Origin of the sequence: Xanthomonas sp. NCPPB 1754 (genome assembly GCF_041475725.2) — a bacterium.
Classification (GTDB): Bacteria; Pseudomonadota; Gammaproteobacteria; order Xanthomonadales; family Xanthomonadaceae; genus Xanthomonas; species Xanthomonas euvesicatoria.
This window is the reverse complement of the sequence record NZ_CM192982.1, coordinates 3,182,754-3,205,451: the sequence shown is the minus strand read 5'-3', so window position 1 is coordinate 3,205,451 and position 22,698 is coordinate 3,182,754. Positions and strand designations below refer to the sequence as shown.

Genomic DNA, 22,698 nt, shown 5'->3' with positions numbered 1-22,698 from the left:
TCCTGCGGTGAGCAGGGCGATCGGGTGACCGCCTCAACTCAGCGCAGGTGTCGCACGTCAACGCTGGGGCTTAAAACACCAGCGCCGACATCTTGCGACGATAGCGGCCGACCAGATCTTCGTCCTCGATCACGCGGAAGGCATCGATCAGGCTACGGCGCGGCAGGTTGTCGTCGAAGCTGCGGTCCTGCCGCAGCATTTCCAGGAACTGCTCCAGCGCCGCTTCGTCGTTGCCGTCGAGCAGATGGCGCACGCCGAGCAGGTGCCGTGCGCGCAGGTCGGCGCTGTTGGCATCCACGGCGGCCTGCAGGGTGCCGGCGTCCGGGGCGTCCTTGAGAACGTTGGCAAAGCTCAGCCGCGCCTTGGCGCGCACCGCGCGGTCGTCGGTGGCCAGGTTGGCGGGCAGGGCATCGATCAACTGCTCGGCCTCGGCGGTGTCGCCGGTCTTGAGCAGCGCCAGCGCCAGGTCCAGCTTGAGTTCGTCCTTGTCCGGTTCGGCGGCGACCGCTTCACGCAGCGCCGCGGCCTGCGCCTGCGGGTCGAGCGGCGCCAGCGGCACGTCTTCTGCCACCTGCGGCTCGGCCGGCAGCACGCCGTGCTGGGTCAGGAATTCGCGCACCTGGCCTTCCGGCATCGCGCCGGGGAAGCCGTCGACGATCTCCCCACCCTTGACCAGGAAGACCGTCGGCACCGAGCGGATCTGGAACGCCGCAGCGATCTGCTGTTCCTTGTCCACGTCGACCTTGCCCAGCTCGAACGCACCGTTGTACTCGCCGGCCAGCTTTTCCAGGATCGGCGTCAGCGACTTGCAGGGGCCGCACCAGGTGGCCCAGAAGTCCACCAGGACCGGTGTCGTCAACGATTTCTGCAGGACCTCGGTCTCGAAGGTGTCAGTGGTGGCATCGAATACATGCGGCTTGTCGGACATGGGCTTCCAGAAGTTAAGTGCGGCAACAGTGGGAGGTAATGGTGGCAAACGCGGCTGACACAAGCCCAGCCGCAATGAGGCGCTCACGTGCCCGGTTCGGGCGCCTTCCGCATGGCCGTGGCAGCGTCAGGGGTTCACGCCGCGCCCGACCGGCACGACAATGCCGCGTTCTGGCGGCGCGTCGCGCCCAGTGTTGGAGCAAGCCAATGGCAACCACCGAGCGCGCGCAGCGCTACATGGGCCTGGTCGCGGCAACGGTTTTCGTACTGGCGCTGGCCGGTTTCGGCGTCACGCTGCCGGGCTATCTGCAGGCCAGCCATCCGGTGGCGCTGTTGGGCGCGCAGGGCGTGCCGCATGCGCTGGGCTTCAATCTGGTCGCCTTCGTGCTGGTGGGCGCGCTGGGCATGGCCACCGGGGTCAGCCTGCTGGCGCGCATGCCGCCCAAGGCCAGCTGGAGTCTGCGCGTGGGCGGACAGTTGATCGTGCTGGCCGGCCTGGCCTTCCTGGGCATGGGCATGCTGCCGCTGGATCCCACCGATCTGGATGGCCGTGCCAGCCAGGCCCATGCCACCGCCTGGTTGTTGTGGGCCGTGGCGTTCGTGCCCGGCATGTTGTTGATTGCCGCCGCGCTGCTCAACGATGCCACGACCCGCAGGCTGGCCTGGTTGAGCCTGGCGGCCGGATTGCTGGTGGCAGTGCTGGCGTTCGGCCCGCCGGGCCTGGTGCGCCAGGCCATTGCGCAACGGCTGGCGTTCCTGGCCTGGGTCGGCTGGCTGGCGGTGGCGGGCTGGATCTGGCCGCCGAAGCCGGCCGCGCTGCGGTAACGGTTTGGTCCACCTGCTGCACTGCGGTACCCTGTACCGCTTTGCACCGCCCGAGCATCCGCTCCCAATGTCCACCGTCGAACCGAACGTCTACGACCCGCAGCAGGTCGAAACCTCCGCCCAGCAGTTCTGGGATGCCACCCGCGCCTTCCAGGTCGACGAGAACTCGGAGAAACCCAAGTTCTATTGCCTGTCGATGCTGCCGTACCCGTCCGGGGCGCTGCACATGGGCCATGTGCGCAACTACACCATCTCCGACGTGGTCAGCCGCTACAAGCGCATGACCGGCCATAACGTGCTGCAGCCGATGGGCTGGGATGCGTTCGGGTTGCCGGCCGAAAATGCCGCCATCAAGAATAAGACCGCGCCGGCCAAGTGGACCTACGCCAACATCGAGCACATGCGCGCGCAGCTGAAATCGCTGGGCTACGCCATCGACTGGTCGCGCGAGTTCGCCACCTGCACGCCGGACTATTACGTGCACGAGCAGCGCATGTTCACCCGCTTGATGCGCAAGGGCCTGGCCTACCGCCGCAACGCGGTGGTGAACTGGGACCCGATCGACCAGACCGTGCTGGCCAACGAGCAGGTCATCGACGGCCGCGGCTGGCGCTCCGGCGCGCTGGTGGAAAAGCGTGAGATCCCGCAGTGGTTCCTGCGCATCACCGATTACGCCCAGGAACTGCTGGACGGCCTGGATCAACTGGATGGTTGGCCGGATTCGGTCAAGACCATGCAGCGCAACTGGATCGGCCGCTCGGAAGGGCTGGAAATCCAGTTCGACGTGCGCGACATCGACGGCGCACCGCTGGACCCGCTGCGCGTGTTCACCACCCGCCCGGACACGCTGATGGGCGTGACCTTCGTGTCGATCGCCGCCGAGCATCCGCTGGCGTTGCATGCCGCCAAGTCCAACCCGGAACTGGCCGCGCTGCTGGAAACGCTCAAGCATGGCGGCGTCTCCGAAGCCGAGCTGGAAACCCAGGAAAAACGCGGCATGGCCACTGGCCTGACCGCGGTCCACCCGATCAGCGGCGAGCAGGTGCCGGTGTGGGTGGCCAACTTCGTGCTGATGGGCTACGGCACCGGCGCGGTGATGGCCGTTCCGGGCCACGACCAGCGCGATTTCGAGTTCGCCAACAAGTACGGCCTGCCGATCGTGCAGGTGGTCAAGCTGCGCGAGCCGCGCAACGAAGAAGAGCAGACCTGGGACGCCACCCACTGGCGCGATTGGTACACCGACAAGAGCCGCGAGCTGGAGCTGATCAATTCGGCCGAGTTCGATGGACTGGATTTCGGCGGTGCCTTCGAAGCACTGGCCGAGCGCTTCGAGCGCAAGGGCCAGGGCCAGCGTCGGGTCAATTACCGCCTGCGTGACTGGGGCGTGAGCCGTCAGCGTTATTGGGGCTGCCCGATTCCGGTGATCTATTGCGCCAAGTGCGGCGCGGTGCCGGTGCCGGAAGATCAACTGCCGGTGGTGCTGCCGGAGAACGTGGAATTTTCCGGCACCGGTTCGCCGATCAAGACCGACCCGAGCTGGCGCCAGACCACCTGCCCGGACTGCGGCGGCCCGGCCGAGCGCGAGACCGACACCTTCGACACCTTCATGGAATCAAGCTGGTACGTGGCGCGCTATACCAGCCCCAACGCACGCGACATGGTCGACCGCCGCGCCAATTACTGGATGCCGGCCGACCTGTACGTGGGCGGCATCGAGCACGCGATCCTGCACCTGATGTACTTCCGCTTCTATCACAAGCTCATGCGCGACGCGCGGCTGGTGGACAGCGATGAGCCGGTGACCAACCTGCTCACCCAGGGCATGGTCATCGCCGAGACCTTCTATCGCGATGCCGACAACGGCGGCAAGGACTGGATCAACCCGGCCGACGTGCAAATCCAGCGCGACGAGCGTGGCCGCGTCACCGGTGCGGTGCTGATCGCCGACGGCCAGCCGGTGCACATCGGCGGCACCGAGAAGATGTCCAAGTCCAAGAACAACGGCGTGGACCCGCAGTCGATGGTGGCCAAGTACGGCGCCGACACCGTGCGGCTGTTCTCGATGTTTGCCGCGCCGCCGGAGCAGTCGCTGGAGTGGAACGAGGCCGGCGTCGACGGCATGGCGCGCTTCATGCGCCGGTTGTGGGTGCAGGTGCACAAGCATGTGGGCGAGGGTGCTGCCGTCGCGCTGGATGTCGCCGCACTGAGCGCCGAACAGAAAGCGATCCGCCGCAAGACCCACGAAACCATCGGCAAGGTCAGCGACGACTACGGTCGCCGCCACAGCTTCAACACCGCGATTGCGGCAGTGATGGAATTGTCCAACGCGTTGGCCAAGTTCGACGACGCCAGCGCGCAGGGCCGCGCAGTGCGCCAGGAAGCACTGGAGGCGATGGTGCTGCTGCTCAATCCGATCACCCCGCACGCCAGCCACGCGTTGTGGCAGGTCCTGGGACGCGGCGAGACGCTGCTGGAAAACGTGGCGTTCCCGCAGGCCGATGCCAGCGCGCTGGTGCGCGATGCGTTGACACTGGCAGTGCAGATCAACGGCAAGTTGCGCGGCACGATCGACGTCGCTGCCGATGCGACCCGCGAACAGATCGAAGCGCTGGCGCAGGCCGAGCCGAACGCCGCCAAGTTCCTCGAAGGCCTGAGCGTGCGCAAGATCATCATCGTGCCGGGCAAGATCGTGAACATCGTCGCCGGCTAAGCCGTGCTGGTCCGGCGGGTTGCCCTCGCCGGTCCGGGCAGTGCGCCGGATCGGCGTGGCAACGCGCTTGCACGGTGGCGGGGGCGTCCAGCGCGGTCAGGCGCGTGGATAACGTTGCAGCTGCCGCACACTGCACCGGCGTGCGATGTGCGGATGTGCTGCTGCGACGGATCTAGCGATGCATGGCATGGGGGCGCGGTAACACGAAAAGGCGAGGCCGATCGGCGAGAAGCGCCAGGTGTCTTGGGCGACCATTCCATCGGTGCGTGACGACGTGCTGCTGGGTTTTCAGGCAAATCGCCGCGGCGGCGCGTGGCGTGGCTTACGTGGGCACTTTCGTTTTCGACACCGCATTTCACTGGCGCGCACGACGCGTGGGTAGAGTTTTGGCAGTGGTTGCCGACGATGCGTTTCACTGGCGCGTGGCGACGCGTTTTTTCATTCCTGGGGCGCCGCAGTGCTTCGCGGCGCCCTCTCAAGCCCCGTTCACGCGGTCTCGGGCAGGCTAGCCGCCTGTTGCCGCCGCCGGGGCGCTCATCCAGACTGTGCCCATGATTCGATTTCCTACTGCCTTCGCTGCGTCCCTCGTGCTCGTCTCGAGCCTCACCGCCTGCGGCTTCCATTTGCGCAATTCGCTGGCGTTGCCGCCCGACACACCGGCGGTGAAGGTGCAGTCCGCCGTGCAATACAGCGAGCTGGCCAAGCTGTTGCGGCGGGGTCTCAAGGCCTCCGGCGCCACGCTGGCCGACGACGATGCCAAGACCGGCTTTGCGCAGTTGCAGGTGTTGTCCGAGCGTTGGGGCGATCTGCCGATCGCCATCGACAGCCAGGGCCGTGCACAGGAATACAGCCTGCGCTACGCGGCCATTTTCACCGTCACCACCGCCAATGGCTCGGTGCTGGTGCCGCAGCAGGTGATCGAGCTCTCGCGCGACTACGTGTCGCCACCGGTGGATGCCACCGGTACGGCAACCGAGCGCGAAATCCTTGCCGACGAACTGCGCAAGGACATGTCGGCCTCGATCCTGCGTCGTATCGACAGCGTGGTGCGGGCACGCCTGCAGCGCGGCGAAGGTCTGGAGAGCACGCCGACCGCGCCATTGCCGCCGGCCCCGACGGCGCCAGCGCAGCCGACCACGACACCCGAATCCAGCGTGCCGGCCTCGTTGCCGCCCGCGCCCACGTCGGGCAACTGAGCCGCGCCCCGCGTTTTCGGTGATGGAACTTCGCCCAGAGCAGCTGGCCGGCCAGTCCAGCCAGCCCTTGCAGCCGGTGTATCTGATCGCCGGCCCCGAGACCTTGCGTGTGCTTGAGGCCGCCGATGCGGTGCGCGCACGCGCGCGCGCCGAAGGCATCGGCGAACGCGAAGTATTCGATGCCGATGGCCGCGAGTTCGACTGGAACCAGCTTGACGCCAGCTTCAATGCGCCCAGCCTGTTCAGTCCGCGCCGCCTGGTCGAAGTGCGCCTGCCCAGCGGCAAGCCTGGCAAGGACGGGGCCGAGGTCATCACCCGCTTCTGCGCCAACCCGCCGCCGGACGTGGCGCTGCTGATCACCGCCAACGACTGGAGCAAGGCGCATCACGGCAAGTGGGCGGAGGCGGTCGGTCGCATCGGCACCATCGCGGTGGCCTGGGCGATCAAACCGCACGAACTGTCCGACTGGATCGAGCGCCGCCTGCGCGCGCACGGCCTGCGCGCCGATGCCGCTGCCGTGCAGCGCCTGAGCGAGCGGGTGGAAGGCAACCTGCTCGCCGCCGCGCAGGAAATCGACAAGCTCGCCCTGTTGGCCGACGGCAAGACGCTGGATCTGGAGGCGATGGAATCGCTGGTTGCCGATGCCGCGCGCTACGACGTGTTCCGGCTGGCCGAAACCACGTTGTCCGGGCAGCCGGCCGCGGTGATCCGCATGCTTGCCGGCCTGCGCGGCGAAGGCGAGGCGGTCGCCGCGCTGATGCCGATCCTGATCAAGGAACTGCTGCGCACCGCGTCGCTGGCGAAGGTGCAGGCCAACGGCGGCAACCTGGCCGCCGAAATGAAGGCGCAAGGGCTGTGGGAATCGCGCCAGGCGCCCTTCAAGCGCGCGCTGCAGCGTCACCCCGAACCGCACCGCTGGGAACGCTTCGTCGCCGAAGCCGGGCTGGTCGATCGCATGGCCAAGGGCCGCGCCGACGGCGACGCCTGGGTTGGTCTGGAACGCCTGCTGGTGGCCGTGGCCGAAGCCCGCGCGGTGAGATTGTTGGCGTGAAGGCCAGGGACGCCGGAACCCGGGACTCGGGACCGGGGAGCCGGGAAGGGCAGGGTGACCGGCAGCGGGCCCATTCCGACCAGCTTGCGCAGGCCAGCCCTGCAAGCAGCTCTTCCGGATCGCAGGAACAGCAACACTCCCATCCCGACCACGTTGCAGACCCCGGCTCTTCCGATTCCCGAATCCCGAACCCCGATTCCCAGCTCCATCTTTACTACGGCGGTACCTTCGACCCGATCCACCTGGGCCATCTGGCCATCGCCTGCGCGGCGCGCGACGAACTGGGCGCGTGCGTACGGCTGGTGCCGGCTGCCGACCCGCCGCATCGTCCTGCACCCGGTGCCACCGCCACGCAACGTGCGCAGATGCTGAAACTGGCGCTGGCCAACTATCCAGGGCTGCAACTGGATACCCGCGAACTGCAGCGCGCCGCGCATTGCGATGCGCCGTCCTACACGGTCGATACCCTGCGCGGGCTGCGTGCCGAACTCGGCCCTGCGGCGCCGATCGCCTGGTTGCTCGGCGCCGATGCCTTCGCCGGGCTGCACCACTGGCATCAGTGGGAGGCGTTGTTCGGGCTGGCGCATTTCGTGGTTGCCGCCCGACCGGGCACACCATTGACGCTGGCCGACGCACCGCAGCTGGCCACGGCGGTGCAGGGCCGCTGGGTCGCCGGCGCCGACGAGCTGGTCGGCGCGCCGGCCGGCCGCCTGTATCTGCTGCATCAGCCCCTGCGTGGCGAATCGGCCAGTGCGGTCCGGTCACGCATCGCCACCGGTGCGCAATGGCAGAGTCTGGTGCCGCCGCCGGTGGCCGGAATGATCCAGCGCGAAGGCCTGTACCGCAGCGTCCGCCCGGCTACCTGAACACGCGTCCGGCCGGACCGGCCTATAATTCACGCCAATTCCATCGAGTTGCCGCTTTGACCAGCCAAGCCCAAGTCATCAAGACCTCCCTCCCGAACCCGCCGCCATCCGTGCCGGCCCTGTTGGCGACCGTGCGCGAGGCTGTCGAAGAACTCAAAGCCAAGGACGTGGTCGAGATCGATGTGCGCGGCAAGTCCAGCGTCTGCGACTACATGGTGGTGGTCTCCGGCACCTCGACCCGCCACGTCAAGTCGATCGCCGACGAAGTGGTCAAGTTCGCCAAGCGCCTGGACGTGATGCCGCTGGGCGTGGAAGGCGAGCGCGAAGCCGAATGGGTCCTGGTCGACCTGGGCGATGTGGTGGTGCATGTGATGCTGCCGCGCGTGCGCGAGTTCTATGCACTGGAGCGTCTGTGGACCGTGGGCGATCAACGTCCGTCCGACGAAGACGAGTCCGACGAACTGCGCTGAGTCTGCGCAGGTGCGCCGCAGGCGCGCAGAGACAACAACGGCGCCCTTGGGCGCCGTTGTTGTGTGGGGCGTTCGCTGCGCAATCGGTCGGCGTCGTGCATTCCTTGGCCACGCGCTGTTCGGGACATGCATACCGCAGGTGCGCAGCGCCACGCGCTTAGAGCGGTCCGCGTTCCCACGGCCCGGTGATGGCCAGGGTAATGCCCGGCGTCTGGATGTTGACGAACAAGGTGCGCGCCAACGGGTCCCAGCACGCGCCGCAGAACTCGGTGTCGCGGTAGTCGCCTTCGGCGATCGTCTTGCCGGCATCGGCAATCTGCTGCGAGGTCAGCTGCACGTTGTTCTTGGCCAGATAGAACGAGGCGCCGTTGCGCGTCAGCCCGAGTAGACGCGCGCCGGGGCCGTATTGGTCCGGGCTTTCGCCGCCGTCTTCGCACAACACCACGCCGCCGCGCGCACTCACCGTCACGTTATTCGGGTTGTGCGCAGCCAGCTGATTGCCGCTGACGAACAGCGCGCTCAGGCGTTGGGTAAACAGGTCCAGTACCCACACCGCACCGTTGCCGTACCCACGGCGCCCCTGCGCATCCACGCCGGTGCTGGTGTCGACGATGAACATCTTGCCGTAGCTGTACCAGATGCCTTCGCCGCGGCTCATGCGCAGCGCGCCATCGGCCCAGGCCTGCGCGAACGGGCCGCTCAGGGTGTCGTTGGCGCCGATATCGGCAAAGCCGGCCGGCGCAGCGATGCTGTCCAGGTCGGGCTCGGAGATATCCACCCATTCCAGCTGGAATTGCTGGCCGATGCTGGCCACGGTGAGATCGGCATTGCGGCGCCCGCGCACGCGCGCGGCTTGCAATCGCCCGCCGTTTTCCAGCGAGCCATTGCGGCCGCGGCGGTCGTTGGGGATGAAGCGGTACAGGCCGGCCTTGTTGCGGTCGTCTTCGGTGAGATAGACGATGCCGGTGCGCGGATCGATCGCCACCGCTTCATGGCTGAAACGGCCCAGGCCCACCAGCGGGCGGCCGGTGGTGCGGTGGCTGTCCGGGTCCACCTCGAACACGTACCCATGCTTGCGGCCGGTGCTGGAGACCGTATTGGTCTTGATCTCTTCGCAGCTCAGCCAGGTGCCCCAAGGCGTGGGGCCGCCGGCGCAGTTGACCAGCGTGCCGCCCAGGCTGGGCTCCAGGCTGCCCCAGCCGCGCCGGCCGTAGCTGAGCGTGGTGGTGCCGCCGCCGGCCTGCTGGGTGCCGCTGACGATGCCGGTGTCGTACATCGCCGGTGCGCGGAACGGGTTGCCTGCGCCGCGTTCGTGGTTGCGGATCAGCACATATTCCAGACCGCGTAGCGGGTCGCTACCGGGGCGCCAGTCGGGTCGGCGCAGGCCGACCACGGCCATGCCGTCGTGGCGGTCGGGGCAGGGCTGGCCGTCGTCCATGCGGTCGCCGCTCCAGCCGAACGAGCGATAGCTGAAACCCTGTGGCAGCTGCAGCAGCGGCAAACCGGTGCTCTGGTCGGCGACCGGGGCGAGCGGGCCGTACCGGCTCGGGACCGGTGCAAGCTGCGTGGAAGGCGAGGTGGCGGCCTGGGCTTGGCGCGACTGCAGCGCGCTCAAGCTGCCAAGGGCGCCGGCGGCCATGACGGCAGCACTGCCCTTGAGAACCTGGCGGCGGGCGGGATCGAAAATCGGCATCGAACGACTCCTGCGTGGCTGGGTGGTCGAGCGACACTAATTGCCAGCTGTAACCACACCATGACACGCGGTGACAAATCGCCGCGGGCTGCCCGGGCTGTGACGCGGATATCATGTGGCCATGAAATGCCGACTCATCGCTACCGGCGAGCGCGCACCAAGCTGGGTGGCGCAAGGTTTTGCCGAATATCAAAAACGTCTTTCGCACTGGATGCCGCTGGAGCTGGTCGAGATCGAGCCCGGCCTGCGCGGCAAGGGCCGCGATGCGCAGCGCGCGACCGACGACGAAGGCCGTCGCGTGCTCGCGGCGCTGCCAAAAAATGCCTACGTGGTGGCGCTTGATGTCCCCGGGCGCCCGCTCAGTTCCGAACAGCTCGCCCAACGCATGGAGCATTGGCGCGGACAGGGCCGCGACCTGGCGTTTCTCATCGGCGGGCCGGAAGGCCACGCGGCGGAGGTGCTCAAGAGCGCCAGCGAAAGCTGGTCGATCGGCCCGCTCACCCTGCCGCACATGCTGGTGCGCCTGATCGTCGCCGAGCAGCTGTATCGCGCCGCGGCGATGCTGGCCAACCATCCGTATCACCGCGCATAAGAGCGCCTAACGGAACTGGTGCGCAGAGCCACATCGATGCGGCGGCTGCGGTTGCAGGCCGCCGCATCCAGTCGCCACTTAGTTCAGCGAGAAGCTCACCGGCACCAGACCATAGGCCTGCACGGCCTGGCCGTTCTGCATCGCCGGCTGGAAGCGCCAGCTGCGCAGCACCTGGCTACGCGCGGCCAGGTCGAGCACGCGATGGCCGCTGCTGGTCTGCACGCTCACTTCGGCCGGACGCCCATCGGTGCCAACCAGTACGCGCAGCACCACCGTGCCTTGCTGCCCTGCACGCAGTGCAGCCGCCGGATAGCTCGGCGCGGGCGAACTCAGATACTGCAATTGCCCTGCTTCGACCGGGCCGCTGGGTGGGGTGGTTGTCGGAGCGCTGTCTGCAACAGCGTCGGAGACCGTTGCGGCAACGGCAGCCGGTGCGCTGTCGACAACGGAGGGTTCACTGATCACCGGGGTCTGTACCGGCACCGGCAGCGTCTTGGTCGGTGAATGCGTTTTCGGCGTGAACTTTACTTCGACTGGAAACACCAGCGGCGGTGGCGGCGTCGGGATGCTGACCGGCATGAGCCAGCGCTCTTTTGGCGCGGTCTGCTGCGGAATGGCCCGGTGCGAGAGCGGAATCAGCAACAACCCGCCGGCCAGCAGGTGCAATGCCACGGCCGTGCTCATCGCCAGAACGCGGGAGGGGTCGATGCCAAGGGGACGGGAAGAAACCTGCGATTGCGTGCGAACCATCATCCACCTCCAGAACGGAACTGCGGAAAGGACCAGCGCGAGCCGGACGCACATCACCATCCGGTGGCGTAGGTTTACCGCAGTGGTGGCAACCGCACAAGCGCCGCGCAAATGCGCGGGGTTGCATCGAGCCGTCAACGCGGCACGCGTCGTTTTCATGGTGCTTGGGGATGCGTTGCGGCTCACGCATATCGCATGGACCAGCCGCGGCACTCATCCGCGCAAGCAAAACGCCCAGCCGAAGCTGGGCGTGGATCGAAGAAAAGCCCAGCCCTTAGCAGGGCTGGGGAAGCGACGCTGACGGGAGAGTGCGTCAGTAGTCGTACGACACGGACAGCACGGCGTAGCGGGGCTGAGTGAAATAGACTCCCATGCCGTAGGTGTTGGACAGGGTGTAGGGGCTGTCTTCCCAGGTGGAGTCCACTTGCAGCGGCTTGCGTTCGTTGAAGATGTTGAAGCCTTGCAGGGTAACGGCCAGTTTTTTGTCGGCAAATGCCGGGCGGTAGGTCAGGCCCAGGTCGACGATCTTGGTCCACGGCAACCGGCCGGCGTCGCCAGGACGCGATGGCTGGCCGTTGCAGATGTGATAAGCCGAGCCGTAACCGACCGGGTCGCCCGCATCGGAAGACTCATCAGTGCCGTTGGTGCTGACATAGCCCAGGCAGGACCACGGCGTTCCGGACAGGACGCGGATATTGCCCGCGATTAGCCATTCCGGTGCGATCTGGTATGAGCCGTAAATCTTGATCTGGTGGCGCCGATCGTTGGCCAGGTAGCCGCCGGAATACCACATCAGCGCAGCGGCATCCCAGTCCTGGGTTTTGGACACGTCGGTCTGCCCGATATCGGATTTCACCTGGCCCTCTGTGTTCCCAAAGTTGCGCGACAGGGTGTAATCGATGCGGCCTTCCCACTTGCCGTCGAACGGATGCTGCAGGAACAGATCCAGTGCCAGGTACTTGCGCTTGGCCTTCTTGTCGAAGCCCCAATCGGCCGACGACATCGAAACCGCGGTGCGGCCGGAACCATCCAGGTTAGCCAGGCTGAAGGAATTGGTTTCGCCCGGGTTGAAGATGACGCAGCCGGGAACATTGACGGTGCTGGGGTCAACGCCGATCGCAGTCAGCTTGGTGCGCATCTTGTCCGAATCGCAGACATCGTCGATGGTGGTGCCCAAGTTGCGGTAGGTGAACTTGGCGCCGGTAACCCAGTCGCTGCCCAGCGTCTTGTCGAAGCCGACCATGAACTCATCCTGGTACATCGACTTGAGATCCCGGGCGGCAACGCTGGCCGAGTCGGTCGGCTGGCCGCATTCCTGATTGGAGGAGACCACGTTGCCGCCGCAGGAGAAACCCACGCTTGGGTCGACTGCGATCGGGGTCAGGCCGGTGGGATTGCCTTGCGCGTCGATGCCCGTGTAATTGAAGTACTCGCGGGTGTAGGTTGATGGTGATGCACCGCGGATGGCGACGCTGTTGGGCAGGGCCAGATAGTAGCGGCCAGCGTTACCGTAGACTTTCAATGACGAATCGCCGAAGACGTCCCAACTCAGGCCCAGGCGCGGCGCCCACTGGTCGCCGCTTTCGACATATGGCGTGCCGGCATCGTTGAAGTTAGTGAACTTGTCGTTGCGTACGCCCAGTGTCAGCAACAGGTTGTTGGTCACCTGCCACTTGTCTTCCAGAAAGTAAGCCTTCTGCCGGACCGACATGCTGGTAGACGTGTTGTAAACGCCTCGATACACGTAGTAACCGTTGCCGCCTGCCGGACCAACGCCTAGCGAACCGCTGATCGGCAAATCCGGACGCGACGAATTACCGTAGGTCCAGGTATAACCCGGTCCGGTCGTGACCACGCCCTCGTTGTCGGCGTTGAAGTACATATTGTCGACGCCCGCGGCCAGCGTATGGGCGCCCAGCACGTATTCCAGATCCAGGCGCAGACCGTGCGTGCGGTTTTCGCCGTCGCGTCCTTGAGACGAAGTCTGATTGTTACGGATCTCGGTACCTCCAGTGACGGCGGGGTCCTGCAGGTTGGCGGAATACAGATACGGATTTGTGCTCGGGTTGTTGCGATAGTCGCTCTGCTGGCTTTTGCCGTAGGTCGCGCTGAAGGTCAGTGCGTCGGTGATGTAGCTGGTGTACTTGCCAATGTAGTAACGGTCGTTGACCTTCACGGTGTCGGCGAATGCATCGCCTGCATCCGAGGTGATGCCGTCGTAGCCATTGAAAGCGCTATAGACACCGCTCTCGCGGTAATTGTTTTTTACGCCAGTGAATTCAAGGACGTTGCTGTCGTTGATATTCCAGTCGATCTTGGCGTAGACCTTCGGCTCATCAATGCGGTAGTTGTTGCGGCCGATGACCGGGCTGTCGCGGCTGGCGGTCGACGCGCCTTCGGTGCGTTCCTGTTCGGCGGCGATGAAAACGAAGAGCCGATCCTCGATCAGCGGGCCGCCCGCGTAGGCGCTGTAGACCGTATTCCATGCCTGGTCGTCCTTGCGGCTGCGGTACAAGGTGCCGGGCAGGCTTTCATCGCTGTACTCATAGCCGGCAGGCGGTGCGGTATTCGGATAAAAGACATTCTTGTAGTCGCTGGACAGGCTCTTCGGCCGCCACAGCATCTGGCCGCCAAAATGCCACTCGTTGGTGCCGCGCTTGCCGACCTGGCTGAGCACGCCGCCTGCCGAACGGCCGTAGCGGGCGCTGTAGCCGCCGGTATAGGTTTCCTGCTGGTCGATGGCGCCGTAGGGCAGGGTGACGCCGCCGATGTTGGTCAGCGGATTGGAGCTGAGATAGCCGTTGAGGTAGTAGGCGTTCTCGGTCACGCCGGCGCCGCCGAAGGAAATGGCGTTGCCGAAATAACCGCTGCCCTGTACCGCGCCCGGCGACAACAGCGCAATCGCTTCGCCCGAGCGTGCCAGTGGCAAGCGTTGCAGTTGCTCGGCCGTGATGACGGTGCGTGAAGCAGTGGCGGAGACGTCCACCGGCGAGATGTTTTTGCCGGTCACCGTGATGGTGCCCAGGGTGGCCGTGTCGTCGGACGCATTGCCGCTGCCAAAGGACACATCGGTGCCGGCGCCAACGCGCAGTGCGATGTTCTTGCGGGTCTCGGCGGCCTGGCCTTCGCGTTGCAGGGTGACGGTGTAGGTGCCCACCGGGAGGTTGCCAATGGCATAACGGCCATTGGCATCGACCGTTGCCGTGCGCGTCAAACCGGTGTCGCTCTGCGCGGTGACCGTTGCACCTGCACTGGCCGGCGCGCTTCCGTAGATGCCGGCAGTGGTGCTTTGCGCGGCTGCAGTGCCGGTCGCGAGCATGCCGACGGCGCCGCTCAGGGCAAGCGCAAGCATGCTGATGCGGCCATAGCGCGCAGGCGACGTGGAACGAAACGGGCGGCGTTGCCGCGCGGCGTGGCTGGTCATCTCTATCGCTCTCCAGATGGGCGCCGTCACGAAGATGACGGTGCGCTGACAATCGATGCTAGAGAGCGGTCGCGCTTGCTTAAAGAATGATTTCGCTAAATTTCATGTTTTTTTAAGCACAAACAGCCGAAAACGCGCATTCAGGATAAGTCGTTGTGACTGTGGGCACTTGCACCTAAGTAGTGCCTTTGCTTTAGAGAGGTAGCTAGTCGCTAGTGACTGGTCACCATCAGCGACTGCCAACGGTCGGAGGTGCGGTGCGCTTTACCGAGCGTACAAACGACACTGCCCTCCGAGGAGGGCAGTGCAAACGCAGTGGCTTGACGGTGGTCTGCCCTGTCAACGCCCCAGCTCGAACGTCACATCCAGGTTGATCGACAAGGTGCTCTCGCCGGGGGCGACCGGGGTGTCCATCTCGGCCTTTGCCGAGCGCATCGAGGCGGCCATCATCATCGGGCGGACTGCGCCGCCGCTGCGGCCTTCGGAAATGCTGACGATGCGGCGCACCTTCAGCCCCAGCGACTTGGCGTAAGTTTCGGCGCGCGCCTGGGCCTTCTTCAGTGCGGCAACGCGGGCTTCGTCGTAGACCGGCTCGGGTTGGTCGATCGAAAAGCTGGGGCCGTTGATGTCGTTGGCGCCTTGCGCGACCAGGGCGTCGAGCACCTTGCCCAGGCGGGTGATGTCGCGCACCTTGAGGCTGACCGTGTTGCTGGCCTGGTAGCCGTTGATCTTGGGCGCTTCGTTTTCCTTGTAGGTGTACTGCGGGCTCAGATTGATGCCGCTGGTCTGTACGTCTTTGTCGGCGATGCCGGCAGCTTTGACCGCGGCCATGACCTTGCTCATCTGTTCGGCGTTCTGGCGCATGGCGGCGTTGCCGTCGGCGGCCTGGGTGACCACCCCGGCAGACAGCGTGGCGATGTCCGGCACACGCTTGGCTTCGGCCTCGGCCGAGACATTGAGCAGGGTGCCGTCGCTGGGAATGGTGTAGCTGGACGCGGGTTGGGCGTGGGCAGTCATGGCGGTTCCGGCAGCGATGGACAGGGCCAGCAACAACGGCTTGAGATGGGTACGCATGAGATCTCCTTGTCTGTGTGGCGAGCGTGTTGGCAGCTCGATGAATATGTTGTGAGTCGAGCACGACAGCGCCGTCGGCAACGGTGTGTGCGTTCACCAGGCAAGCGGGCGAGTGCGGGCAACAGGTATGCTGGACGGATGCTCTATCTCGCTTCCCGTTCGCCGCGCCGACAAGAACTCCTGCAACGCCTGGATGTGCCGTTCCAGACGCTGCAACTGGATGTGCCCGAGCTGCGCGCAGCCGACGAATCGCCCGACCAGTACGTGCAGCGCGTTGCGTTGGAAAAGGCGCATGCCGGGCTGGCGCTGGTACAGGCCGCCGACCCCGACGCCATCGTGCTGGGCTCCGATACCGAGGTGGTGCTGGGCGAGCGGGTGTTCGGCAAACCGGTCGATGTGGACGATGCCGTTGCCATGCTGCGCGCGTTGTCCGGGCGCACCCACCAGGTGCTCACGGCGGTGGTTCTAGTCTGCGCACAGCGCGCGCCGGCCCAGGCATTGGTGGTGTCGGAGGTCACCTTCGACACGCTCGATGATGCGCAGATCGCCGCCTACGCCGCCTGCGGCGAGCCGATGGGCAAGGCTGGCGCCTACGCGATCCAGGGCCGCGCCGAACGCTTCATCCGCCATCTGTCCGGAAGCTATTCCGGCGTGATGGGATTGCCGCTGTACCACACCTCGCAGTTGCTCACAGCCTTCGGAGCGCATTGATGTCGGAAGAGATTTTGGTCAACGTCACCCCGCGCGAGACCCGTGTGGCGGTGATCGAGAACGGCATGCTGCAGGAACTGCACATCGAGCGCGGCTGGCGCCGGGGCGTGGTGGGCAATATCTACAAGGGCAAGGTGCAGCGGGTGATGCCGGGCATGCAGGCTGCCTTCGTCGAAGTGGGGCTGGAGCGTGCCGCGTTCCTGCACGCCAACGACGTGGTCCGTCTGGCACCGGCACCAGCCAGCGTGGTCGATACCGAAGAAACCCCGATCCCGCCGCCGCCGCCGGCCTCGGTGCCGATCGTGGAGCTGCTGCGCGACGGCCAGGAGATCGTGGTGCAGGTGGTCAAGGATCCGATCGGCACCAAGGGTGCGCGGTTGACCACGCAGATCAGCATCCCTTCGCGCTATCTGGTGCTGCTGCCGCAGTCCAAGGTGGTTGGGGTGTCGGCGCGCATCGAAGACGAAGCCGAGCGGCTGCGCCTGAAGACCATCGTCAGCGAGGTCTCGGCCCAGCATGGCGGCTTCGGCTACATCATCCGCACCAATGCCGAAGGCCAGCCGGCCGAGGCGCTGGCCGAGGACATCGCCTACCTGTCGCGGGTCTGGAACGTGGTCGAGCGCCGCGGCCGCGAAGCGCCGCCGTGCAGCATCATCTACGAAGACCTGAGCCTGCCGCTGCGCGCGGTGCGCGACCTGATCCGCCGCGACGTGGAAAAGGTCAAGGTCGATTCCAACGAGACCTTCGTGCAATTGCAGGCGTTCGTGGCCAAGTACATGCCGGTGCTGGCCGAGCGGCTGGAGCTGTACACCGGCGACCGCCCGATCTTCGACCTGTACGGGGTCGAAGACGAGATCGGGCGCGCGCTGAACAAGCAGGTGCCGCTCAAATCCGGCGGCTATCTGGTGATCGACCAGACCGAGGCGATGACCACCATCGACGTCAATACCGGCTCGTTCGTCGGTCAGCGCAACCTCGAAGAAACCGTCTTCCGCACCAACCTGGAAGCCGCGCAGGCGGTGGCGCGGCAACTGCGCCTGCGCAACCTGGGCGGCATCATCATCATCGACTTCATCGACATGGACGATGCGGAGCACCGCCGGCAGGTGCTGCGCACCCTGGAAAAAGCGCTGGCGCGCGATCATGCCAAGACCACCGTGTATGAGTTCTCGCCGTTGGGCCTGGTGGAGATGACCCGCAAGCGCACCGTCGAAAGCCTGGAGCGCCAGCTCTCGGAAACCTGCGGCCAGTGCGGCGGGCGCGGCACCATCAAGACCGCCGAAACGGTGACCTACGAAATTTTCCGCGAGATCACCCGCGCCGTGCGCCAGTTCGATGCCGCGCGCCTGTTGGTGATCGCCTCGTCGAAAGTGGTCGCCCGCATCACCGAGGAAGAGTCCGCCGCCGTGGCCGAACTGGAAGAGTTCCTCGGCAAGAGCATCCGCTTTCAGTCCGACGACCAGTACCTGCAGGAGCAGTTCGATGTGGTGCTGCTGTGAGTTCGGGATTGGGGATCCGGGATTCGGGATTTGTAAAAGCCGGCCCCGTCATGATGTGCGGCCAGCAGGAGCGTTGACGTTACCGTGCTTGGACACGCTGTAACCAATCCCGAATCCCCAATGCCCAATCCCCGCTCCTGATGCCCACCCCGCTGCGCCGCCGTCTTCGTCTGTTTCGCCGCTATGCGATCACTGCCTGCGCGCTTGCGCTGGTGGCGGTCGCGTTGTTGGTGGGCGCGGCCAGCCAGGCGCTGCCGTTGGCCGAGGAACATCCGCAACAGATTGCGCAGTGGCTGAGCCAGCGTGCCGGTCAGCCGATTGCGTTCGACCGGCTGCAGACCGAATGGACCCGGCGCGGTCCACTGCTGCGGCTGGATGGGCTGCGTATCGGTCCGCACGGCGAGGTGCGCGTCGGCCAGGCCGAGGTGCTGTTGGCGATGTACGCCGGGTTGCTGCCGGGCCATTCGCTGACCGAAATACGCCTGCGCGGCCTGGCGCTGACCTTGCAGCGCAGCGACGACGGTGTGTGGTCGGTCCAGGGCATGCCCAGCGGCGGAAACTCCGATCCGTTGGATGCGCTGCGCCGGCTGGGCGAGATCCAGCTGGCCGAAGCCCGACTGCACGTGGCCGCGCCCTCGATCGGCCTGGACACCACGCTGCCGCGCATCGACCTGCGCCTGCGCGTCAGCGGCTCGACGGTGAAGGTGGGCAGCCGTAGCTGGATCGATCTCACGCGCGCGCCGCTGACGGCGGTGCTGGAATTCGATCGCGACAGCGGCGACGGCAGCGCTTATGTGCAAGCCGATCCGGCCGACCTGTCCGCATGGGCGTCGTTGCTGCAGTTCGGCGGCATGCGCGTGGAGGGCGGTGGTGGGCGCTTGCAGGCCTGGGCGCAATTGCGCGCACGCCGGATCGCTGCAGTGAGCGTGGATGTCGACCTGCAGCAGCTCCGCCTGTCCGGGGCCGCGCTGCCGGACGAGACCGCGCGGCGCACGCTCACCTGGGAACGGCTGCAGGCGCGTGCGCGCTGGCAGACCATCGATGGCGGCTGGCGCGTGGACGCGCCGCTGCTGCGCCTGGGCCCGGCAGCGCAACTGCAGCACCTGGACGGGCTGAGCATTGCCGGCGGGCGCCGCTATGCGGTGGTGGGCAAGCATGTGGATGTCTCGGGCCTGATTGCAGCTGCCGCCTTGAGCGAGCAGTTGTCGCCCGCCTTGCGGCGTTGGCTGAGCTTGTCCAAACCGCAGCTGCGCGTGGCCGACCTGCAGGTCGCCGGCGAGCGAGGCGGCGACCTGCGCGCGCGGGGCCAGATCGAAGCGTTGGGGTTTCTGCCGGTGGGCAATGCGCCTGGCATCAGTGGCCTGCGCGGCACCTTCGATGGCGATGCGCAGGGCGTCGAGCTGGATCCCGCGCCCGACGCCACGCTGCGTTTCGATTGGCCGACCGGCTTCGGCGTGGTGCACGAGATCCAGCTGGCCGGCAAGATCGTCGGTTGGCGCGAAGGCGCGGGCTGGCAGGTCGCCACTCCGGCGTTGCGCGTGCAGGGCAAGGATTACGGCGCCAACGTGCGTGGCGGGCTGTGGTTCCAGGGCGATGGCAGCCGCCCGCGCATGCAGCTGGCGGCCCAACTGGACGATGTGGCGCTGCCGGTGGCGCGCAAGTTCTGGATCCGCTCCAAGATGAGCGAGGCCGCCATCGACTGGCTCGACATGGCCGTGGCCGGCGGCACCGTCACCGGCGGCACTGGCCTGGTCAGCGGCGATCTGGACGATTGGCCGTTCGACAACAACGACGGGCGCTTCGAAGCGTTCGGGCAGATCCGCGATGGCGTGATCCGCTTCCAGCCGGACTGGCCGGCGATGGAGCAGGTCCAGGCCAACCTGAGCTTCATCGGCAACGGCTTCTCGCTGCAAGGGCAGGGTGATCTGGCCGGTACCCCGGTCGCGCAGCTGGAAGCGGGTATTCCCAGCTTTGCCACCTCCGAACTGTACGTGCGCGCATCCACGCAGGCCGATGCGGCGCAACTGCTCGGCATGTTGCGCAAGAGTCCGCTGGAGCGACGCTATGGCGACACCTTGCGCAATCTCACCGTGTCCGGGCCGGCCGCCGTGACCTTCGACCTGCTGCGCCCCTTGCGGACGCATGGTGCCGGTGGCCATCTGCAGGGCACGGTGGCCCTGCAGGGCGCCAAGCTGGCCGACGCGCGTTGGGACCTGGCCTTCGACCAGGTCAGCGGGCAGGCCGAGTATCGCGACACCGGCTTTGCCGCCGAGCGGCTGAGCGTGCAGCACGAAGGCCGCAGCGGCGAATTGTCGTTGCGCGCCGGCGGGTTGGTGCAGGACCCCAGGCAAGCTTTCGAAGCACGTCTGGGCGCCACCCTAGATGCCAGGGAACTGTTCGACCGTGCACCCCAGATGGAATGGCTGCGCCCGTACGTGCATGGCAGTGCGCCATGGCAGGTGGGCGTGGATGTGCCACTGCCGCCGCCGGGGCAGACCGATGCGAACGCGGTGCTGACGCTGCGCTCCAATCTGGTCGGCACCACGCTGGATCTGCCCGCGCCGTTGGACAAGGCAGCCAGCGAGCCATTGGACACCCGGGTCAGGGTCGCGCTGCCGCTCGGCGATGGCGACATCGATGTGGGGTTCGGCAAGCTGGTGGCGCTCAAGGCCAGCAGCCATGGCGCGCAGACCGGCGTGCGTGTGGTGATGGGCACCGATACCGTCACCGAACGGCCACCCGCCAACGGGCTGGTGGTGACCGGCCGCGCCGCCTCGCTGGATGCGATCGACTGGATCAGCCTGGCGCGCGGCAGCAGCGGCGACGCCGACATGCCACCGTTGCCCGGCCAGCCGGCCGTGCCCGCCAAAGACCCGATGCCGTTGCAGCAGGTGGATGTGCAGGCAGACCGGTTGCTGATGATCGGTGGGGTGTTCCCGCAGACGCGTCTGCGTCTGCGCCCCACCCGCGACACGGTGGCGGTGACGCTGGACGGCCCCTCGCTGGCCGGCCAGCTCACCGTGCCCAATGCCGACGGCGCAACGGTGCAGGGCACGTTGAAGACCGTGCACTGGCAGCCGGTGGAGGCGCCTGCCGAGCCGGCCGCGCCCGAGCCCGGCGACCCGTTGGCAGGCGCGTTGCCGGAGCCCGCGCGTCGTGCCGTGGCCGAATTCGACCCGGTGTCGATCCCGCCGCTGGCGCTGGATATCGACGATCTGCAGATCGGCAAGATGACCTTCGGTGCGGCCACCCTGCGCAGCAGCCGGCTCACCGATGGCATGCAGGTGGATCAGCTGCAACTGCGCTCGGACGATCAGAACATCGGCCTCACCGGGGCCTGGCGCGGCAAGGGCGAGGCGGCCAGCACGCGGTTGTCGGCGCGCGTGGACAGCCGCAACCTGGGCAATCTGCTGCAGAACCTCACCCTGGGCGGCCAATTGCGCGGCGGCGAAGGGCAACTGGAGCTCAATGCCGGCTGGCAGGGCTCACCAACCGGTTTCGCGCTCGGCTCGCTGGACGGCAACCTCAAGGTCGATGTGCGCAATGGCCAATTGCTGGAAGTGGACCCGGGCGCCGGCCGCGTGCTCGGCCTGCTGAGCGTGGCGCAGCTGCCACGCCGGTTGATGTTCGACTTCCGCGATTTCTTCTCCAAGGGGCTGGCCTTCAACAAGCTGGCCGGCGAGGTGCGCTTCGGCGAGGGCTTCGCGCGGACCGATGCCATCCGCATCGAAGGCCCGGCTGCCGACATCGCGATCCGAGGCCAGACCGACCTGCGCGCGCAGACCTTCGACCAGACCGTGGACGTGAACCCCAAGGCCGGCAACCTGCTAACCGTGGTCGGCGCAGTGGCCGGCGGCCCGGTGGGTGCCGCCGTCGGCGCAGCGGCCAACGCGGTGCTCGGCAAACCGCTGGGTGCGATCGGTGCCAAGACCTATCACGTCACCGGGCCATGGAAAGACCCGCAGGTGGACGTGGTGGAGCGCGAGGCGCGCGAGCGGGCGCCGAGCAAACCGGCCGCCCCCTCCGGCAGGTCCGGCAAGGCAGATCCGACGCAGCGCTGATGGACTCCGTCGGCCTCACTCTGCGGGCGCGTCCTCGCTGCCGGCACGGGTAAACATCGGCAGGCGCAGTCGCGACCGATGTCCCGGCACCGGCGGCTGCCCGGGTGCGGCCACACCAAGAAAATAGCCACGCTGCCATTTTTCGCGTGCCGCCGCCGATTGCGTATCGGGCAGTTCCTCGAGAAAGCGCGTGCGGCTCCGGGTCCAGTCGGCGTGTTGCTGGGCCAGTTGCGGCGCTTCGGAAAGCGGCTTCCACTGCGGCTGCACCTGCTCGATCAACTGCCGCTGCAGCGGGAACAGATGACAGAACGGTTCGCCCGCCTCGAAGCGCACCCGCCCGGGCCGGGTGAAGCGCCAGTTCATGGTGAAGGTATGCGGGCTCCAGTCGGTTTCCACCATGCCGCTCAGCGCGCCGATGCCGTCCTTGGGGCGGTTCAGCGGCCCGGTAACGAACAGGTCGATGCCGGTGTCGGTGCGGAACAGGCACGGTACGTGGAAGGTCAGCACGCCATAGCCGAAGTGGCTGATCGCCGGTGCCTGCGTGTCGGCATCGGCGCTGATGCTGATCGCCGCCAGTGCGTCGCTGCCGTCCCAACTGGCCTCGAAACCGGACTGGCACAGCAGCTCCCAGCCATGCGCATTGGCGATCGCCAGCGGCAGGCAGCGGTAGGCGTAGCGCTGGTCGGTGGCATCCATCCACGCGCGCTCGTGCGGGGCAGGGCGGATGTCCAGCGTATGGCCATCCAGGACGTAGGCGATGAGCTTCATGCGCGGGCGACCGGTGAAGAACTGGCCAGCGATGATAGCCGCGCGCATGTTCAGCCGAACGACTTGTCTCCCCGGCGCGCG

General features: G+C 66.6%; 16 protein-coding genes. 10 read left to right on the top strand and 6 right to left on the bottom strand.

All coding sequences use genetic code 11. The features are described from left to right. Positions 1-70 precede the first annotated feature (70 nt). Entirely contained in the window at positions 71-928 is an 858-nt protein-coding gene (gene trxA, locus ACCQ15_RS14025; RefSeq protein ID WP_029819793.1) for a thioredoxin, read from the bottom strand. A 206-nt stretch (positions 929-1,134) separates the two neighbouring features. Between trxA and ACCQ15_RS14020 the strand changes: the two genes are divergently transcribed. The 6 genes from ACCQ15_RS14020 (at position 1,135) to rsfS (ending at position 8,045) form a co-directional block, all read left to right on the top strand. Beyond that, positions 1,135-1,752 carry a DUF998 domain-containing protein gene (locus ACCQ15_RS14020; RefSeq protein ID WP_372358262.1) on the top strand — a complete coding sequence of 206 codons (618 nt, stop codon included), beginning with the start codon at positions 1,135-1,137 and terminating at the stop codon, positions 1,750-1,752. A 67-nt stretch (positions 1,753-1,819) separates the two neighbouring features. Continuing rightward, positions 1,820-4,462 carry a leucine--tRNA ligase gene (gene leuS / locus ACCQ15_RS14015; protein ID WP_372380696.1) on the top strand — a complete coding sequence of 881 codons (2,643 nt, stop codon included), beginning with the start codon at positions 1,820-1,822 and terminating at the stop codon, positions 4,460-4,462. 551 nt (positions 4,463-5,013) lie between these two features. Continuing rightward, on the top strand, positions 5,014-5,658 hold the full coding sequence (locus ACCQ15_RS14010) for an LPS-assembly lipoprotein LptE (protein WP_014090575.1): 645 nt from the start codon (positions 5,014-5,016) through the stop codon (positions 5,656-5,658). 22 nt (positions 5,659-5,680) lie between these two features. Then, entirely contained in the window at positions 5,681-6,709 is a 1,029-nt protein-coding gene (gene holA, locus ACCQ15_RS14005; RefSeq protein ID WP_372380695.1) for a DNA polymerase III subunit delta, read from the top strand. Further along, positions 6,706-7,575 carry a nicotinate-nucleotide adenylyltransferase gene (nadD, locus tag ACCQ15_RS14000; RefSeq protein WP_372380694.1) on the top strand — a complete coding sequence of 290 codons (870 nt, stop codon included), beginning with the start codon at positions 6,706-6,708 and terminating at the stop codon, positions 7,573-7,575. The genes holA and nadD overlap by 4 nt, the downstream gene beginning before the upstream one ends. 56 nt (positions 7,576-7,631) lie before the next feature. Further along, positions 7,632-8,045, top strand: a complete 414-nt coding sequence (gene rsfS / locus ACCQ15_RS13995; RefSeq protein WP_005912943.1) for a ribosome silencing factor — start codon at positions 7,632-7,634, stop codon at positions 8,043-8,045. A 157-nt stretch (positions 8,046-8,202) separates the two neighbouring features. Here the strand turns inward: rsfS and ACCQ15_RS13990 are convergent, their stop codons facing one another. Continuing rightward, positions 8,203-9,738, bottom strand: coding sequence for an alkaline phosphatase PhoX (locus tag ACCQ15_RS13990; protein ID WP_372380692.1), 1,536 nt, complete (start codon positions 9,736-9,738; stop codon positions 8,203-8,205). A gap of 121 nt (positions 9,739-9,859) precedes the next feature. On the opposite strand from ACCQ15_RS13990, the gene rlmH reads away from it, so the two are divergent. Further along, on the top strand, positions 9,860-10,330 hold the full coding sequence (gene rlmH, locus ACCQ15_RS13985) for a 23S rRNA (pseudouridine(1915)-N(3))-methyltransferase RlmH (protein ID WP_003486825.1): 471 nt from the start codon (positions 9,860-9,862) through the stop codon (positions 10,328-10,330). Positions 10,331-10,408: 78 nt separating this feature from the next. Here rlmH and ACCQ15_RS13980 read toward each other — a convergent pair whose 3' ends face one another. The 3 genes from ACCQ15_RS13980 to ACCQ15_RS13970 form a co-directional block, all read right to left on the bottom strand. Then, positions 10,409-11,083 (bottom strand): energy transducer TonB, encoded by a 675-nt coding sequence (locus tag ACCQ15_RS13980; RefSeq protein ID WP_071118012.1) that lies wholly within the window; start codon positions 11,081-11,083, stop codon positions 10,409-10,411. Between the two features lie 310 nt (positions 11,084-11,393). After that, complete coding sequence (locus ACCQ15_RS13975) at positions 11,394-14,504, bottom strand: TonB-dependent receptor (RefSeq protein ID WP_372380690.1); 3,111 nt, start codon at positions 14,502-14,504, stop codon at positions 11,394-11,396. 339 nt (positions 14,505-14,843) lie between these two features. Beyond that, a complete protein-coding gene (locus ACCQ15_RS13970) occupies positions 14,844-15,578 on the bottom strand; it encodes an SIMPL domain-containing protein (RefSeq protein WP_008573166.1) in 735 nt (244 codons plus the stop codon). Positions 15,579-15,716: 138 nt separating this feature from the next. On the opposite strand from ACCQ15_RS13970, the gene ACCQ15_RS13965 reads away from it, so the two are divergent. The 3 genes from ACCQ15_RS13965 to ACCQ15_RS13955 all read left to right on the top strand — a co-directional run bounded on the left by ACCQ15_RS13965 (position 15,717) and on the right by ACCQ15_RS13955 (position 21,849). Then, positions 15,717-16,289 carry a Maf-like protein gene (locus tag ACCQ15_RS13965; protein ID WP_011347998.1) on the top strand — a complete coding sequence of 191 codons (573 nt, stop codon included), beginning with the start codon at positions 15,717-15,719 and terminating at the stop codon, positions 16,287-16,289. After that, positions 16,289-17,788, top strand: a complete 1,500-nt coding sequence (rng, locus tag ACCQ15_RS13960; protein WP_011347997.1) for a ribonuclease G — start codon at positions 16,289-16,291, stop codon at positions 17,786-17,788. The genes ACCQ15_RS13965 and rng overlap by 1 nt, the downstream gene beginning before the upstream one ends. A gap of 140 nt (positions 17,789-17,928) precedes the next feature. Further along, positions 17,929-21,849: a YhdP family protein gene (locus tag ACCQ15_RS13955; RefSeq protein ID WP_372380689.1), complete on the top strand. Its 3,921-nt coding sequence runs from the start codon at positions 17,929-17,931 to the stop codon at positions 21,847-21,849. Between the two features lie 15 nt (positions 21,850-21,864). Here the strand turns inward: ACCQ15_RS13955 and ACCQ15_RS13950 are convergent, their stop codons facing one another. Continuing rightward, positions 21,865-22,617, bottom strand: a complete 753-nt coding sequence (locus ACCQ15_RS13950; protein ID WP_372381564.1) for a DUF6065 family protein — start codon at positions 22,615-22,617, stop codon at positions 21,865-21,867. Between the last annotated feature and the right edge of the window lie 81 nt (positions 22,618-22,698).

Coding starts and splice junctions, on each gene's coding strand:
- trxA (WP_029819793.1), bottom strand. CDS start 928: ATGTCCGACAAGCCGCATGTATTCGATGCCACCACTGACACCTTCGAG.
- ACCQ15_RS14020 (WP_372358262.1), top strand. CDS start 1,135: ATGGCAACCACCGAGCGCGCGCAGCGCTACATGGGCCTGGTCGCGGCA.
- leuS (WP_372380696.1), top strand. CDS start 1,820: ATGTCCACCGTCGAACCGAACGTCTACGACCCGCAGCAGGTCGAAACC.
- ACCQ15_RS14010 (WP_014090575.1), top strand. CDS start 5,014: ATGATTCGATTTCCTACTGCCTTCGCTGCGTCCCTCGTGCTCGTCTCG.
- holA (WP_372380695.1), top strand. CDS start 5,681: ATGGAACTTCGCCCAGAGCAGCTGGCCGGCCAGTCCAGCCAGCCCTTG.
- ACCQ15_RS13990 (WP_372380692.1), bottom strand. CDS start 9,738: ATGCCGATTTTCGATCCCGCCCGCCGCCAGGTTCTCAAGGGCAGTGCT.
- rlmH (WP_003486825.1), top strand. CDS start 9,860: ATGAAATGCCGACTCATCGCTACCGGCGAGCGCGCACCAAGCTGGGTG.
- ACCQ15_RS13980 (WP_071118012.1), bottom strand. CDS start 11,083: ATGATGGTTCGCACGCAATCGCAGGTTTCTTCCCGTCCCCTTGGCATC.
- ACCQ15_RS13975 (WP_372380690.1), bottom strand. CDS start 14,504: ATGACCAGCCACGCCGCGCGGCAACGCCGCCCGTTTCGTTCCACGTCG.
- ACCQ15_RS13970 (WP_008573166.1), bottom strand. CDS start 15,578: ATGCGTACCCATCTCAAGCCGTTGTTGCTGGCCCTGTCCATCGCTGCC.
- ACCQ15_RS13965 (WP_011347998.1), top strand. CDS start 15,717: ATGCTCTATCTCGCTTCCCGTTCGCCGCGCCGACAAGAACTCCTGCAA.
- rng (WP_011347997.1), top strand. CDS start 16,289: ATGTCGGAAGAGATTTTGGTCAACGTCACCCCGCGCGAGACCCGTGTG.
- ACCQ15_RS13955 (WP_372380689.1), top strand. CDS start 17,929: ATGCCCACCCCGCTGCGCCGCCGTCTTCGTCTGTTTCGCCGCTATGCG.
- ACCQ15_RS13950 (WP_372381564.1), bottom strand. CDS start 22,617: ATGAAGCTCATCGCCTACGTCCTGGATGGCCATACGCTGGACATCCGC.